General features: G+C 60.5%; 11 protein-coding genes and 4 pseudogenes. 5 read left to right on the plus strand and 10 right to left on the minus strand.

What is annotated here, in order from left to right; translation table 11 throughout:
* Nucleotides 1-6 precede the first annotated feature (6 nt).
* On the plus strand, nucleotides 7-1698 hold the full coding sequence (locus O3W47_RS04460) for a flotillin family protein (protein WP_137005209.1): 1692 nt from the start codon (nucleotides 7-9) through the stop codon (nucleotides 1696-1698).
* 137 nt (nucleotides 1699-1835) lie between these two features.
* Here the strand turns inward: O3W47_RS04460 and O3W47_RS04465 are convergent, their stop codons facing one another.
* Nucleotides 1836-2387: a TetR/AcrR family transcriptional regulator gene (locus O3W47_RS04465; RefSeq protein WP_137453463.1), complete on the minus strand. Its 552-nt coding sequence runs from the start codon at nucleotides 2385-2387 to the stop codon at nucleotides 1836-1838.
* A 78-nt stretch (nucleotides 2388-2465) separates the two neighbouring features.
* On the opposite strand from O3W47_RS04465, the gene O3W47_RS04470 reads away from it, so the two are divergent.
* Together O3W47_RS04470 and O3W47_RS04475 are read left to right on the plus strand one after the other, a co-directional pair.
* On the plus strand, nucleotides 2466-3329 hold the full coding sequence (locus O3W47_RS04470) for an alpha/beta hydrolase family protein (RefSeq protein ID WP_269313090.1): 864 nt from the start codon (nucleotides 2466-2468) through the stop codon (nucleotides 3327-3329).
* Between the two features lie 101 nt (nucleotides 3330-3430).
* The gene (locus O3W47_RS04475) at nucleotides 3431-4213 is read left to right on the plus strand and encodes a pyrroline-5-carboxylate reductase (protein WP_269313091.1); all 783 of its coding nucleotides are present in this window, start codon (nucleotides 3431-3433) and stop codon (nucleotides 4211-4213) included.
* 54 nt (nucleotides 4214-4267) lie between these two features.
* Here O3W47_RS04475 and O3W47_RS04480 read toward each other — a convergent pair whose 3' ends face one another.
* The 6 genes and pseudogenes from O3W47_RS04480 to O3W47_RS04510 all read right to left on the minus strand — a co-directional run bounded on the left by O3W47_RS04480 (nucleotide 4268) and on the right by O3W47_RS04510 (nucleotide 10611).
* A complete protein-coding gene (locus O3W47_RS04480; protein WP_137453465.1) occupies nucleotides 4268-5866 on the minus strand; it encodes an MFS transporter in 1599 nt (532 codons plus the stop codon).
* Nucleotides 5863-6303 (minus strand): DoxX family protein, encoded by a 441-nt coding sequence (locus tag O3W47_RS04485; RefSeq protein WP_269313092.1) that lies wholly within the window; start codon nucleotides 6301-6303, stop codon nucleotides 5863-5865. The genes O3W47_RS04480 and O3W47_RS04485 overlap by 4 nt, the downstream gene beginning before the upstream one ends.
* A 194-nt stretch (nucleotides 6304-6497) precedes the next feature.
* Nucleotides 6498-8481, minus strand: a pseudogene (locus O3W47_RS04495) (amidohydrolase).
* Nucleotides 8481-8771, minus strand: coding sequence for a XapX domain-containing protein (locus tag O3W47_RS04500; protein WP_269313094.1), 291 nt, complete (start codon nucleotides 8769-8771; stop codon nucleotides 8481-8483). The pseudogene O3W47_RS04495 and the gene O3W47_RS04500 overlap by 1 nt, the downstream one beginning before the upstream one ends.
* A 72-nt stretch (nucleotides 8772-8843) precedes the next feature.
* Nucleotides 8844-9536, minus strand: a complete 693-nt coding sequence (locus O3W47_RS04505; protein WP_065657452.1) for a hydrolase — start codon at nucleotides 9534-9536, stop codon at nucleotides 8844-8846.
* Between the two features lie 143 nt (nucleotides 9537-9679).
* A pseudogene (locus O3W47_RS04510) lies at nucleotides 9680-10611 on the minus strand (VOC family protein).
* Between the two features lie 119 nt (nucleotides 10612-10730).
* On the opposite strand from O3W47_RS04510, the pseudogene O3W47_RS04515 reads away from it, so the two are divergent.
* Nucleotides 10731-11629, plus strand: a pseudogene (locus O3W47_RS04515) (LysR family transcriptional regulator).
* Between the two features lie 121 nt (nucleotides 11630-11750).
* Here O3W47_RS04515 and O3W47_RS04520 read toward each other — a convergent pair.
* From O3W47_RS04520 to O3W47_RS04530, 3 genes and pseudogenes are all read right to left on the minus strand, one after another.
* A pseudogene (locus O3W47_RS04520) lies at nucleotides 11751-12831 on the minus strand (alpha/beta hydrolase).
* Between the two features lie 23 nt (nucleotides 12832-12854).
* On the minus strand, nucleotides 12855-13319 hold the full coding sequence (locus tag O3W47_RS04525; RefSeq protein WP_269313095.1) for a cyclophilin-like fold protein: 465 nt from the start codon (nucleotides 13317-13319) through the stop codon (nucleotides 12855-12857).
* Nucleotides 13316-14503: an MFS transporter gene (locus O3W47_RS04530; RefSeq protein ID WP_269313096.1), complete on the minus strand. Its 1188-nt coding sequence runs from the start codon at nucleotides 14501-14503 to the stop codon at nucleotides 13316-13318. The genes O3W47_RS04525 and O3W47_RS04530 overlap by 4 nt, the downstream gene beginning before the upstream one ends.
* A 117-nt stretch (nucleotides 14504-14620) precedes the next feature.
* On the opposite strand from O3W47_RS04530, the gene O3W47_RS04535 reads away from it, so the two are divergent.
* Nucleotides 14621-15514, plus strand: coding sequence for a LysR family transcriptional regulator (locus O3W47_RS04535; RefSeq protein WP_120947705.1), 894 nt, complete (start codon nucleotides 14621-14623; stop codon nucleotides 15512-15514).
* Nucleotides 15515-16127 lie beyond the last annotated feature (613 nt).

A 16127-nucleotide genomic window follows, 5' to 3' on the forward strand; every position in this document is an offset into this window, starting at 1 on the left:
CTCACCATGGATTTCTTTTCTCTGGGCCTGATTGCGGGGGCCATCGTCACGGCCATCGTCGTCATCGGCATCATCATGACATCGCTCTACACGCGGTCGACACGCGACAAAGCCTATGTAAGGACCGGCCTCGGCGGCAAGAAAGTCGTTCTCGATGGCGGCGCCATCATCCTGCCGATCTTCCATTCCTATTCCTGGGTCTCTCTCAGCACATTGCGACTGGAAGTGAAAAGATCAGAACATGAATCCCTGATCACCAAGGATCGCATGCGGGCCGACATCACCGCCGAATTTTACGTGCGGGTTAAACCCGATGCAGAAAACATCGCACTTGCCGCCCAGACACTCGGCGACCGGACAAATGATGCCGATGCGCTGAAGTCACTGGTCGAAGCGAAATTTGTCGACGGTTTGCGCTCGGTTGCAGCCACCATGTCGCTGCGCGATCTTCAGGAGCAGCGTGCCGAATTCGTCAAGTCCGTGCAGGCGGCCGTCGCGCACGATCTGCAGTCCAACGGTCTGGAACTGGAATCGGTCTCGCTGACACGCCTCGATCAAACCGACATCAAGCACTTCAACCCCAACAACTCGTTCGACGCGGAAGGCCTGACGGCACTCACCCGGATCACCGAAGAGCGTAAACGCGAACGCAACCAGATCGTCCGCGACAACGAAGTCGAAATTGCCACGAAGGACCGCGAAGCGGTGCTGCGGCGCTTGACCATCGAACGCGAACAGCGCGATGCGGAGCTGACGCAGGAGCGCGATATCGCCAACAAGACGGCGGAAACGCGGGCGGAAGCAGCCAGGGCCGAGCAGGCGGCCCGCCTCAACGAGGAAACGGCAAAGCTCGATACGGAGCGCGGCATCGCCGAACGGGACGCCCAAGCCCGCCAGGCGCGTGAAACTGCCCGCATCGAAGCCGAGCGCGGTATTGCCGAACGCGAGGCGGAAGCGCGCAAAATCACCGAAACGGCGCGAATCGAAGCCGCTATCGCCGTGGCGCAGAAGGTGGAGCAGGAACAGGCTGCCCGCGCCAAGGCGGACGAAGCCAAGGCTTCCGCCATCACTGCGGAAGAACAGGTGGCAACAGCCCGCGAAGTGGAAATCGCCGAACGCGCCAAGCGCATCGCCGTGATCGACGCCCGCAAGGCGGCAGAGCAGGAAGCGACGGCCATCACGGTAAAGGCAGAAGCCGAACGGCAAGCCGCCGAAAACCTGGCTGCTGCCACCAAGATCGGTGCCGAAGCCGAGGCACAGGCCGCGAAAATCCGTGCCGAAGGCGTCATCGCGCTCGGCGATGCAGAGGCGCAGGCGGAACGCGCAAAGAACGATGCACGCAATGCCCTGTCGGGCGACATCATCGCATTCGAACTCGCCCGTGCTAGGATCGCCATCATTCCCGAAGCACTTTCCGAGGCGATGAAGCCCATCGAGAAAATCTCCGATATCCGCATCTTCAGCGCGGGTAATCTGGCGGGCGCCCTCGGTGGCGGCGGCGACGCCAAAAACGGCAATGGCCTCGGCGATCTTTCGAGCCAGCTTCTCAGCTTCACTGCGCAAAAGCCGGTTCTTGACGAAATCCTTGCACAGGCCGGCTTCAGGGGTACGGACCCGACACAGGCTCTGTTGGCTGCATCAATCGCGAACGCCACGGATCAGCCGACGCAGGGAAAACAGCAACCTAAAGAGACGTAAAAGTCCTATTCTCTTCTCCGACAACACGCGCGGTCAGCCTGAAAGCGGCCGCGCTTTTCATTTGCTCCGCAGCATGCGGCACCACAAGCACCGATGGCTCCGATCAGGCCTCTGCGTGAAAACGCACCGGCATACGCCTAGGCAGACTGAAGCAGGCTGCTCTCCAGCGTCTTAAACGACGTGACATCCTGGCGCGCCAGCGAAACAACCCACGCGCCCTGCAGCCCGATCACCAGTCTTTCGGCATCGGTCTGCGGATCGTGACTGCCCAGGCGCCTTGCCTGAGCTACAATCCTTGCGGTCCAGTCATTGAGCACATCCGCACCGATCTGGCGCAAATCGGGCTTTTCATCGCCGGCCTGAATGATGCTGAGCACCGGGCAACCCATGATACGGCCATTTTCCTGCGAGAGGCGGGCTATCGCACGGGATAACGTCACCGAGCCCGAAGCGAAGCTCTCCGCGTCCTTGAAACTCGCGTCGATCAGCTCTGCCACCTTCCGGCCCGCCCATCGCGTCGCCTCGGCGGCGAGCTGCTCTTTGCCGCCGGGAAAATGATAATAGAGAGAGCCTTTCGGCAGGCCCGTCTCCGCAAGAATTTCAGCCAGCCCCACACCCGCATAACCGCGCCGCCGAAACAGCGCGGAGGTGGCCCGTATCAGAGCTTGGCGGTTCTTGCTTTCATCCATTCGCCTGTTTTAAGCGCCATAGACCGTTTGGTCTAGAGATGTTATTAGACCAAACGGTCCAGGAGGAGGAAGTGATGGATGACTGATATTGCAGAGAGCCGGGAGATCGACATTGTTTCGGAAGGGCACAGGCTCGCCGGCCGGTTCTTTCCGCCCAGGGGTCCAGCCCGCGCGCATCTTGTCCTTCATGGCGCAACGGGTGTTCCGGCGCGCTATTATCGCGCCTTCGCCATATGGGCGGCCGGTCAGGGCATCGGTGTCCTGACTTATGATTATCGCGATTTCGGCGCATCCCGACAGCACCCCGTCCGCGAAAGCCGGGCCACGATGGCCGACTGGGGAATTGCCGACCAGACGGCAGCCGAGGCCGCACTTTGCCAGATAGCACCGCAAGGCCCCCTCTGGCTGCTCGGCCATTCCCTCGGCGGGCTGACATTTCCTTTTCGACGCCATGACGAGCGGCTCGAGCGTGTCATCACCATCGGCTCGGGCTTTGCCCATGTCAGCGACCATCCATGGACCTATCGGCCCACGGTCATCGCCTTCTGGTATCTGCTCGGGCCTGTCAGCACGACACTCGCGGGCTATCTTCCCGGCCGAAGGCTGCTGCTGGGTGCGGATCTGCCCGCCGGAATCTACTGGCAATGGCGGCGCTGGTGCACGAGCCGGGATTTCTTCCGGCGCGATATCGGCAAATCACTGCCAGAACCGGATTTTTCCGCCACCCGCTTCGATCTGCGCATGATGACGATGGCAGACGATGTGGTGGTGCCGCCCGCCGCCGTCTGGCGTTATGCCGACGTTTTCCCGCAGGGAAGCGTCAACCGCAGAACCTTGCGCCCGGAAGAATTCGGCCTCACCTCGCTGCGCCATATCGAGGTCATGTCAGAGCGTGCAGCACCGGCATGGCCGGCGATATTGGGGCTGGAAGAGCCGGCATAAACCGGGCACGGCTCCGCCTCGACCGCAAATTTCCCCCTCTGCTTGTCGACAATTCCGGACGGAAAAATTAGCATCACGCGAAACGCCGCAGCGGAGCAATCATGTCACTTCCCCAGAAAATCGGTTTTATCGGAACAGGAGCCATCACCGATGCAATGGTAAGGGGCCTGCTCGCCAGGCCTGCCGCCGTGCCGCATGTCATGGTGTCCCAGCGCAGTGCCGATATCTCGGCGAGGCTTGCCGCCGATTTCCCGCAGGTGATCGTCTCCAGCGACAATCAGGCAATCGTCGATGGCTGCGATACCGTCATGCTGGCTATCCGGCCGCAGATCGCTGAAGAAGTCATCCGGCCGCTCCGGTTCCGGGACGGGCAGAAGATCGTCAGCGTCGTTGCCGCAACCGGCCGCGAGGCGCTTCTGGACTGGATCGGCGCGGATGTGCGTCTCAGCCAGGCGATCCCGCTGCCCTTCGTTGCCCGGCGCAAGGGCGTCACCGCCATTTATCCTGCCGATACGGATACGGCTGCTATCTTCAACGTGCTCGGCAATGCGGTGGAATGCGAAACCAAGGCGGAATACGATCTTCTGGCCGCCGCAAGCGCTTTGATGGCCACCTATTTCGGCATCATGCAAACGACGACGGAATGGCTTGCCGAAAACGGTCTGCCGGAAGAAAAGGGGCGGGCCTATCTTGCGCCCCTCTTTGCCGGCCTTTCCGAGGTGGCCCTGCTCGCCGGCAGCAGGACGGATTTCATCGATCTCAGCCGTGAATTCGCCACCAAGGGCGGGCTCAACGAGCAGGTACTGCTGGATTTCGACAACAAGGGCGGTTCAGGGGTGCTGAAAGAGGCACTGAGCCGTGTGCTGGCGCGGATCACGCAATAATCGGACAGTCGCATGGCAACAACGAAAAAGGGGCCTTTTCGGCCCCTTTCCGTTTTACGCCTTTCCCGGACGGTTGATTGTGAGGAAGTGCCGCACCACCGGCTTTTCCAGCCCGGAATGATAAGCGAGCACCTTGCCCTGCAAATCCGCATCCGCGTGGGAAACCCGCTTGTGCTGGCGCAGATGCTCGGCCCAGGATTCCACCATGAACCATTCGACGATCTTCTGCGGATCGGCGGAGTCCTCCGTCACGCCCCAGCCATAGGCGCCATCGCGCCGGCGCTCCTGTGAAAGCTCGTCCAGTGCATGCAGGAAAGCGGAGCGGTGATGCTTTTCGACATTATATTCGATGAGGATCAGAACCGGGCCGCGATCATGGGCCACCGGCTCGGCAACGAGCGGTTCGGGCCAATGGTTGGACGGCACCATATCCGCATCACCGGCCGGCAGTTTCACGCGGTGCATGACGAGACCGGCAATGAAAAGGCCGGCCGCACCGATGAGCAGCGTGCCCGGCACACCCACCGCTTCACCCACCGCACCCCAGCCGATGCTGCCCGCTGTCATCGCGCCGTTGAAGACGGTGAGATAGACGGCGAGACCGCGGCCGCGCACCCAGTTCGGCAAGATCGCCTGGGCTGCGCCATTCAGCGTCGTCAGCGCCGTGATCCATGCGCCGCCGAGAAACAACAGGATGACGATGGCAAGCCACTTTGGCGGCGCGAAGGACAGCCCGGCCATGACGAGCGCAGTGGTGAGAGCCGCACCCAGCAGCAGGGCATCGGCATCGAAACGGTCGCGCAATTTCGGCATGAGCAGCGCACCGCCGATGGCGCCGGCCCCGACAGCACCGAGCAGGATACCGTAGAAGCTCGCATCTCCGCCGAGCAATTGCCGGGCGACCAGAGGCAACAGCGCCCAGACGGCACTGGCAAATGCAAAGAAGATCGCAGCCCGCAACAGGACGACATGCAGCGGCCGGCTGGCGCGGGTGTAACGAAGGCCGGCCCGGAATGCGCCGAAGAAACCTTCCGCCAACGCATCATTGGCGTTCTTTGCCCGCGGCCACCATAAAAGGGCGGCGATGACCACGAAATAGCTTGCAACATCGGCGCCATAGGTAAAGGCCGCCCCGAAAGCCGCAAGCAGGATGCCGCCGGCGGCCGGGCCGATGGAACGGGCGATGTTGATGCCCAGCGAGTTCAGCGCCACGGCGCTCTTGATGTCCTCACGTTTCACCAGTTCCGGCACGATGGCCTGCCAGGTCGGCCCCATCAGTGCCGCACCGATGCCGCCGAGGAAGGTTAGCCCGATCAGCGCGCTGACGGACAACAGGCCGGTATGGGAAAGAACCATGAGGGTGACGCTGACCGAGGCCAGCAGAAGCTGCACCGCGATCAGGAACTTGCGGCGGTCGAGAATATCGGTCAGCACGCCGGCCGGGATCGCCAGAAGAAAGATCGGCAGGGTTCCGGCCGCCTGAACCATGGCGACGGCCGCCGGCGATGCCGAAAGATCGGTCATCAGCCATGAACTGGCGACATCGCGCATGAAACTGCCGGTATTGCCAAGCACCGTTGCGGCCCAGAGGACTGCGAAAACCGGTTGTGCAAGCGGAGCAAAGCTGCTCGCGGAGGATTTTGCAGCACTCATTTGCCTGTTCCTTTCGTGAGATCGATTGCGGCGACCATGATAAAGGCCCCGGCAAGGCCAAGATGCTCGAAGAAGGCGTTGGTGGCCATCATGCGGTCCATGCCGGGCGCCATTTCCCAGAAGCGAAGAGCGATGAAGGTGGCGAGAAGCGTGAAGCCTGCAAGCGCCAGCGCACCGGCCCAGCGCAGGAAGCCCGACACCACCAGAGCGGAGGCGGTGAGCTCGAACAGGATGACGACAACAGCGAAGGCGACCGCCGGCTGAAGGCCAAAATGGTTCATCTCGGCAATCGCGCCGGGGAAGTCGAAGATCTTGGTCAGCGGCCCCTGAATATAGGCCGAGCAGAGCGCCAGAAGCGCTAAGGTTTTCGTGGCGGGTGCGGCAACGATATCCGCGAGAAGCCCGCGAAGGCGAAGGGTTGAAGACGGCTCGGTCATTTTTTGCTCCTGCGATCTGGCCGGTCGGTTCGAGCGGCGCTGCGTTCATCTGATGGAGCGATATTGACGCAAAGGATTATCGCCAACAATTGCATCAATAGTTTCGATATAATTGCGTAATTTGCAATATACCTATTCCCGGGCCCACCGGGCAGCGGCGATCCGCTGCCCGGTGGATTTTCTGCTGGCCGGGCTCAGACTGCCCAGCAGGAGCAGCCCAGCGCTCCGAAGAAGCCCTTCAGATCGGCAATCGGCAATTTCGACGTCCATGCGCCGGCATGGTCGTGGCCATGCACACCGCAATCATTGGCGCAGCCGCAGGAGGTGATAGCTGCGCGTCTGAGCGAATTCTTTCCAGCGCCCTGTGGCTCTCCCCAGGCGGCATAACCGCCGAAGGTTCGCACAGGCGACCAGTCGGGCATCGCCGGCGGAATATTGCTTTCATCCAGCGTTCTGAAGTCACCGGCGCCATAAACGATCTTGCCGCCCACCATGGTCAGTTCCGAGGTGAGGAAGGAAATCTCATCTTCCGCGCAGGAGAAGAAGTCCTTGTCCGGCACCACGAGATCGGCGAACTGGCCTTTTTCGATGCGGCCCTTCTTGCCTTCCTCATTCGAGAACCAGGTGACTTTTTCGGTCCACATGCGCAGCGCCGTCTCGCGGTCGAGGCAATTGGCGCGTGGATAAAGCTGCATGCCGCCGACCGTCTTGCCCGTCACCATCCAGAACAGCGACACCCACGGATTATAGGAGGCGACGCGCGTCGCATCCGTTCCGGCCGAAACGTTCACACCCCTTTTCCAGCATCCGCGCAATCGGCGGTGTGGCTTCCGCCACGCCCTGGCCGTAACGCTCGACGAAATATTCGCCCTGATAGGCCATGCGGTGCTGGGTGGCGATGCCGCCGCCAAGGGCGGCAATGCGGTCGATGGAGCGGTCGGAGATGGTTTCGGCATGGTCGAAGAACCAGTTCAAGCCTTCCAGCGGAATGTCCCGGTTGACCTTTTCGAAGACATCCAGCGCCCGCGAAATCGTCTCATCATAGGTGGCGTGCAGACGCCAGGGCCAGCGGTTTTCCGCCAGAATCCGGACGACGTCTTCGAGCTCGCCTTCCATTTCCGGCGGCATGTCCGGGCGCGGCTGGCGGAAATCCTCGAAATCGGCAGCGGAAAAGACCAGCATTTCGCCTGCGCCATTGTGCCGGAAATAGTCGTTGCCCTGCTTGTATTTGACCGATGACGTCCAGTTGAGGAAATCTTCCTTCTCCTGTTTCGGCTTCTGCGTGAAGAGGTTGTAGGCCAGCCGAACCGTCATCTGGTTCTCATCCGACAGCTTCTGGATCACCTCGTAATCGTCAGGATAATTCTGGAAGCCGCCGCCCGCATCGATCACGCCGGTCACGCCCAGCCGGTTCAGCTCACGCATGAAATGGCGGGTGGAATTGACCTGATAATCGAGCGGCAGCTTCGGCCCCTTGGCAAGCGTCGAATAGAGGATGCCGGCATTCGGCTTGGCGAGCAGCAGGCCGGTCGGATTGCCGTTCGCATCGCGGGTGATTTCGCCGCCGGGCGGGTTCGGCGTATCCTTGGTGTAGCCGACGGCGCGCAGCGCCGCGCCGTTCAGCAGCGCCCGGTCATAAAGATGCAGCAGAAAGACCGGCGTATCCGGCGCGACCGCATTGATCTCCTCGATGGTCGGCAGGCGCTTTTCGACGAATTGATGCTCGGTGAAGCCGCCCACGACCCGCACCCATTGCGGGGCGGGCGTGATTGCCACCTGACGCTTCAGCATGTCCATGGCGTCTGCCAGCGAGCGCACGCCGTCCCAGCGCAGTTCCATGTTGAAGTTCAGGCCGCCGCGCACGACGTGGGTGTGGTTGTCGATCAGGCCGGGCAGAACCCGCTTGCCCTTGAGGTCAATGATCTTCGTGTCCGGCCCGGCAAGGGCCATGACCTCGGCGTCGCTTCCCACCTCCAGGAACAGGCCGTCCTTGATGGCGACTGCCGTTGCATTCGGATTGCCGCGGTCGAGCGTCGTGAAGCGGCCATTGTGAAGGATCGTATCTGGATGCATGGAAGAACCTCCGGTCTTGATGGGATCAGCGGCCTTAGCCGGTGAAAACAGATTCGGAAAGGCAAGGCTCGAGGCCGCGCCAAGAAAGGTGCGTCGTGTGGGCATCAGCTTCTCTCCCGCTCGGTCGGCTGTTTAACTTCGGCGAGACCCGTGGTTTCAACGCCACCCTTCGGCATATGGCCGAACATGTGCGGCTTGATCTGGTTGATCCACGAAACGACGACCGGTTCCTTGCCGGCGATCGTCTTCGCGAAAGGAATGATCTGCTCCCCAACCAGGATGCCGAGCAGGCCGACGAGAGCGATGACGGGCGGTGCGGGAGAACGCACATTGAGCAGGCTGTAAACGATGCCGACCAGCAGGCCGGCGCCGAGGGACAGAAGATAGACTTTCATGGGAACCTCCTCGATGGGTGAAAGCCGCACCGGGCTGGATGGCGATCCTGCCGGTGCGGCGCGGTTGAAAGCTTATTTCTTGGCCGGGTTGGGGCCGATGCGCTTGCCATGCTTGACGCGCTCTTCGCCGCCATGGACATGGGTGACGGCATAGTCGATGCCCATGCCGTAGGCGCCGGAATGTTCCTTCACCAGCGAGGTGACGGCGTCATAGGTTTCCTTGCGCGCCCAGTCGCGCTGCCATTCGAGCAGCACCTGCTGCCAGGTGACGGGAATGATGCCGGCCTGCACCATGCGGTCCATGGCATATTTGTGCGCATCGACGGAGGTGCCGCCGGAGGCGTCCGCCACCATGTAGATCTCGTAATCTGCGACATCGTGGAGCGCGGAGAGCGCAAAGGTGGTGTTGCACACTTCCGTCCACAGGCCGGAGACGACGATCTTCTTGCGGCCACCGGCGGCGTTTTTTGCCAGCGCATCGCGGACATTCTGGTCATCCCAGGAATTCATCGAGGTGCGCTCGAGAATGTCGTTTTCCGGGAAGACCGCGAGCAGTTCCGGAAAGGTGTTGCCGGAGAAGCTTTCCGTTTCGACCGTGGTGATGGTCGTCGGGATATTGAAGATCTTTGCCGCCTTGGCGAGGCCGACGACATTGTTCTTAAGGGTCTGGCGGTCGATCGACTGCACACCGAAAGCCATCTGCGGCTGCTGGTCGATGAAGATGAGCTGGCTGTTAGCGGGGGTAAGGACTTCGAGCTTGGACATTTTCAGTTCTCCGTTCAGGTGGTGGTTGCCGATCTGCGGCGGTGGAAATTGAGAAGGCTTCGCCGGCCGGCCGCCCGGCAGGGGCAGCCGTCTTGAAAAGCGAGGATCTATCTTGGTCAGTGGATGCGGATCAGGGACCCGCTTTATGCCGCAAGCGGAGCGAGATTCGCCTCGATCTGATTGCGGAAAGGCTCGTAGCGGTTCGGCAGCTTGAGCGCTTCGCCCAGATGCGCGGTATCCTCGTCGCGGTCGAAACCGGGTTCATTGGTGGCGATCTCGAACAGGATGCCGCCCGGCGTGCGGAAATAGATCGCCCAGAAATAATCGCGGTCGATGACGGGGGTGACCTGATAACCCGTATCCATCAGCGCCTTGCGCACTTCCAGCTGCTTTTCGCGGTTTTCGACTGCGAAGGCGATATGGTGGACCGAGCCTGCTCCCGACCGGGCAAAGGGTGTCTTGGGCAGGGCCGCAAGATCGATCGTATCTGCCCCGTTGCCGCCGGGAATGACGAAGCGCGTCACGTTGCCTTCAACTTCAGTCCGCTCATAACCCATGAAACGCAGCAGTTCTTCGGTTGCGGCCGTATCGTGCAGATTGAACCGTGCGCCGGTGAAACCGCGTATGGCGTTGTCTTCGGAAATTCCCTCGGCCAGCCAGGCGGCACGGGCGTCGTCGCCTGTTTCGATCAGAGCAAGACCATCGCCATCGGGACCGGTGAAGCGCAGGCGATTGGCGCCGAAGACCGTGTCGGCCTGAATGCCGGCGGCGCCTTTGGCAAGGAGACGCTCTTTCCAGAAACCCAGCGAACCCTTCGGGATGGAAAACTGCGTCTCGCCCACTTCGCCGACGCCGGGACGGCCGGCCATCATGTTGGCGAAGGGAAAATAGGTCATGACCGTGCCGGGCGTTCCCTTTTCGTCACCGTAATAAAGGTGATAGACGCTGGGTTCGTCGAAGTTGACGGTTTTTTAACCCGGCGCAGGCCGAGCGTATCGGTGAAGAAACTGTTGTTCTGCCGCGCATCCGACGCCATGGAGGTGACGTGGTGCAGGCCCTTGATATCCTTGATCATCGTCGGCGCCTTTCGTTGTTGGTGTGCCCGTTTCGATGGACAAAGATATAACCCGCTTGATTGCATCGCAGAATTGCAATATTTCTCTCGAGTGAATTGCGATTTTTGAAATAATAAAGATGAACGACCATAAAGCTCTCAAAACCTTTCTGATGGCGGCCGAAAAGCGCAACTTCGCGCAGGTGGCCCGCGAACTGGGCATGACCGCAGCTGCCGTCACCCGGGCCATTGCCGCACTTGAATGCGATCTCGGTGTGCAATTGTTTGTCCGCACCACCCGACAGGTGTCGTTGACGACGGACGGAGCCATCTTTGCCGCGCAGATCCAGCCGGCGGTCGAGGCGCTGGAGAATGCCCGGCGCGATGTCCGCAACGCCCACAAGGCAGATGAAGGGCGTCTGAGGATCAGCGCGCCGACATGGCTCGGCAAGACGGTGCTGCCGCCGATCCTGTCCGGTTTCCGGGAACTCTATCCGAAAATGTGCTTCGAGATCTCGCTGTCGGATGGTCTCGTCAACATCGTGGATGACGACTACGATCTGGCGATCCGTATATCGTCGGCCCCATCGGACAAATTCACAATCTGGCGCAAGATCAGGGCCGTGCCGAGAATATTGGTGGCGGCCCCGGGCAGCCGGTTTACGCAGATGGAACATCCCGGCGAACTGACCCCTGACGATTGCCTTGCCTATAGCGGCGAAAGCCGGAGGGAGAACTGGGTCCTGTCGGATGGCGGATCGAGCATCGCCATCTCCGCGGGACGCGCCTTCAGCGCCAATAATGGCGAGGTTCTGGCCGATATGGCGGCGGGGGTGCAGGTGTGGCCATGTTGCCGGGATTCCATATCGCCGAACACATCCGCAGCGGCCGGCTCGTTCATGTCCTGCCCGGCTGGGCGCCGCAGGAACTCTGGTTGACGCTCTATTATCCGCCCTATCAGAAACTGCCGCCCCGCATTGCGACCTTCTCGAAATTCTTCGAAGAGCAGCTACCGGCGCATATGGTAATGCTGGACTAGAGCCTACAAACCGCAACGCCGCCGACGCGCACGAGCGCGCCGGCATGCTGCGTGACGTAAATGTAGCGGCAGCAAGAGCTGGCAATGGCCCGGGCTGCCGTGACATTTTTATGGTCGGCTTCTACGCCAGATGCTGGTTGAAGAAGGCGGCGATCCGGTCGAACGGGATCTTGTCGGCGCGGTCATACAGGTCCGTATGGTTGGCGTCCGGAATGATCACGAGTTCCTTCGGTTCGGCAGCCGCCGCGAAAGCGGTCTCGCTGAAATAGCGGGAATGCGCTTTCTCCCCATGGACGAACATCACCGGGCGCGGCGATATTTCGGCAATATAGGTCAGGATCGGCATATTCATGAACGACAGGGGTGTCGTCTGCGTCCAGGCATTGCCGGAGTTGACGGCACGCGCATGGTAACCGCGCGGCGTCCGGTAATAGTCGTGATAGTCGATCAGGAACTGCGCTTCGCCACCCTTGAGATCGTTATAAGGCGGTTGATAGGCGGGGCTTCCCCTTTTCCGCATCCTGCCAGCGCTGCCGGCTCATCTGCTCCAGCGCCTGCGTGCGCTGTTCGAGGGTAACGCTGTCGTTGTAACCTTTGGACATCACCCGCGTCATGTCATACATGGTGCTGGCCACGACTGCCTTCACGCGCTTGTCCACCGCGACCGCATTCAGCGCCATGCCGCCCCAGCCGCAGATGCCGATGACACCGATGCGTTCGCGATCCACATAGGATTGCAGCCCGATATAGTCCACCGCGGCACTGAAGTCCTCGGTGTTGATATCCGGGGAGGCGACGTTTCGGGGCTCACCGCCGCTTTCTCCGGTATAGGACGGATCGAACGCCAGCGCGGCAAATCCGCGCTCCGCCATGGTCTGTGCATAAAGGCCGGACGACTGTTCCTTCACGGCGCCAAAGGGACCGCTGATGACAAGAGCGGCCAAAGGCGCAGTTCCACGGTTCTTTGGCAGGTAGAGATCACCTGCGAGAGTGATGCCGTAGCGGTTCCTGAACGAGACCTTCTGGTGGTCGACATTGTCACTCTTCGGGAAGACCTTGTCCCACGTGGAGGTTTGGGCGAAGGCCTGTGTAGTACCCGCCATCGGCGCCATGCCCATTGCGGCGACGGCGAGGCCCGTTGCCTTCATCAGGTTGCGCCTGCCGGTATTGCAGGTTTCATCAGTTTCGATTGGCTTGCTCATGCTGGGAACTCCTGTGGTTCGGTTCATTGGACGCGTTCGATACGCAGCGGAAATTCCCCGGGGATATGGAGCGCTTCATAACCTTCATCGAAGCGTCCCAGCCGGATGAGGCCGGGATGCCTGTAGTCGGCATAGAACATCGCGAGATTGCCCCAGGGCATGTAATAACAAAGGTCGTAAGGCCGCTCGTTGCCGAACGGACCATGGCCTTCGACTGTCAGTTTTCGAGGGAGATAGGCGATCTTCTCGTTGGAGCCGAAGTCGGCGATCTTGAGATCGAGCGGCAGCATGGATGCGAAATCGCGCGCCGACGGATTGTCGTAGAGCGTCGCCATCATCGTGTTTTCTCCGAAAGTCAGCTTGATCTTCAAGTCGCTCCGCTCCTGATTGTTGGGGCTGCTTTTGCTGAAAGCCCGCCCGGGCAAGATGATCGCAGCGGCCAGCGCCAGCAGGGCGCGTCTGGAGGAAGAGGTGAGGCGAACATTCATGATGGCCTCCGCACCAGCCGCCAGGCGGCAAAAGAGGCAAGCGAGGAACCGCAGAGCAGCAATGCGCTCAAGGTGAAGGCGGACCACCAGCCGAAACTGTCGAATAAAATGCCGCCGACAGAGGCCCCCGCCGTGATCGCCAGTTGAATGACCGCAACCTGCAGCCCGCCGCCGGCCTCTGCATCGTCGGGCAGAATGCGGCTCAGCCAGGTGCCCCAGCCAACCGGCGCGGCGGTTCCAAGAAAACCCCAGCCGACAAGCGCGGCGACAACAGGAAGTTTCGTATCACCAAAGACGACCATGAAGAGCGCGATACCGGCCATCATCAACGGAATGATCACAAGAATGCTGAAAAGACGGCGCTGCAGCAACCGGCCGATGACCCATGTGCCAACCGCTCCGGCCAATCCCATGATCAGCAGCAGCAACGACAGCACCGTGATTTCGACCCGCGTGACCTGCTCGAGAAAGGGTCGCAGATAGGTGAAAAGTGCGAACTGACCCATGAATAACAGCAGGATCGCGATCATGCCCGCGGCCACGGCTGGACGTCCAAGCAGCCTGAAAACATTCGAGGATGCACGGTCGCGCTGAGGCGGGAGTTCCGGCAGGACGATCCATTGCCACAGGAACGCAAGCAGGCCGATCGGCACGACAAGAAAGAAGGCGCCGCGCCAGCCGATATAGGCGCCCAGCAGGCTGCCGAGCGGGGCGGAAACCGTTGCCGCAACCGCATTGCCGGCATTCAGCAGGGCAAGCGCCTTCGGCACCTGGGCATGGGAGACAAGACGCATGACGATGGCGGTGGACATCGACCAGAAGCCGCCGATAGAAATGCCGAGCAAGGCGCGGCCAAGCATCAGAACCGGGAAAGACGGTGCAAGGGTGACCACTATGCCGGACAGCATCAGCAGCGCCGTCAGGCCGAGCACGACAACGCGCCGGTCGAACCGCCGGGTCAGGCCGGCAATGAACAGGCTGGTGATGACCGCAAAGATGCCGGAGACGGAGATCGCCTGCCCCGTATTGCCTTCCGAAACCCCGAGATCGGTGGCGATCGGCGTCAGCAGGCTGACGGGCATGAATTCCGAAGCGATCAATACGAAAGCGCAGAGCGTCATGCAAAGCACGGCGCTCCATGCCGCGCGCCTGCTGCCCATCTCTTCGTCATAGGTAAGAGCCATTCGCACAAAAATCCCGGTTTCTTTCGATGGCGGGAAGATATTGCCGGACGACTTTACGGACAATCCGTGCTAATCCGCATGGACTTATCGAAATTCAATATTAATCAGGGGATTCTGATGCAGCGAGAGGACATGAAGGATCTCCTCTGGTTCATGGAGGTTGCCAAGGAGCGGAGCTTCACAAAGGCTGCGGCGACGCTTGGAACATCGCAGTCGACATTGAGCTACACCATCAAGCAGCTGGAAGCCCGGCTGGGCGTGCGCCTGCTGACGCGGACGACCCGCAGCGTGGCCACGACGGAAGCCGGCGAGCGCCTGTTTCTGTCCATCGCTCCGCGATTTCAGGGCATCGAGGCGGACCTGGCGGACCTCGTCGCCTTTCGCGAAAAACCCTCAGGCACCGTGCGCCTGACGCTGTCCGATCACGCCCTTCAAACGACCGTCTGGCCAAAGCTGAGCCGCGTGCTCACCAACTATCCTGATATCCATGTCGAACTCTATAGCGACAACGGCATGCGCAATATTGTCGAGGAACGCTTCGATGCCGGCGTGCGACTGGGCGAGAGCGTCGACAGGGACATGATTGCCGTCAGGATCGGTCCGGACTGGCGTCTCCGGGCCGTGGCTTCGCCGGACTACTTCGCCAGACACGGCATCCCTGCGACACCACAGGATCTGGTCGGCCATGTCTGCATCAATACGCGTCAGGCCACCTGGGGCGGATTTTACAGCTGGGAGTTTGAAAAGGACGGGCGAGAACTGCGGGTCAGAGTTGACGGGCAACTCAGCTTCAATTCCTCGATCTCCCAGATCGACGCGGCGATGAAAGGCTACGGGATTGCATATGTTCCGGAAGATCTTGTCGAGGCGCACATAACCGAAGGGAAATTGCAGGCGGTTCTGGACAATTGGAGCGCGCCCTTCACCGGTTATCACCTCTATTACCCCAGCAGGCGTCAAATGTCTCCGGCGATGAAGGTGATCATCGACGCCCTGCGCCATCATGCCTGATACAGGGGATTGAAGTCTGACGAGGACAACCGCGTCAGACCAAAACAGCCCGTCATTCGTGGCGGGTCATCGCGCTTTGGACACCCATTTTCTGGAATCCCCCAATTGGCACATCGCCAATTCGCCGCGTGACGCGCGCCTGTCCGTCCAAAGCATTACCGTAGCCCGGAAACCGGAAATAACAGCTTCCGCTTCAAAAAAACCAACTACACGGCACCCGAAATAAAGGCGACAAAGCAAAGCATTGTTCGATTCTGGCAGCCGTTACATAGACGGATCAGCTGCCGGCAAGAATCTCGGGACAGTTTTAGACGAAAATAACGGTCAAACCCTTGCGCTCTCGCCCCTCCAAACGGATACTACTTATCCGAGAGCAGCCATGTCTGATTGCCCGCAGTGGAAGATGATCGAATCGATAGTTAGCTTTGTAATTTTATACTCCATAAGACTCTAAGATACGCAAACATCAAGAATAAAATGCACCGCCTCCAAATATTAACTAGGCTTTAAATGTTGGCCTGATATGACACGCACGTCGCGAAAATCTTAAGCGACGGAAATTATTAAGCGGCATTCGCACAAGCTAGCGTGGAAAATCCGGGCCCCCTTCTCC

The sequence above is a fragment of the Agrobacterium sp. LMR679 genome (assembly GCF_027157905.1).
GTDB lineage: Bacteria > Pseudomonadota > Alphaproteobacteria > Rhizobiales > Rhizobiaceae > Agrobacterium > Agrobacterium leguminum.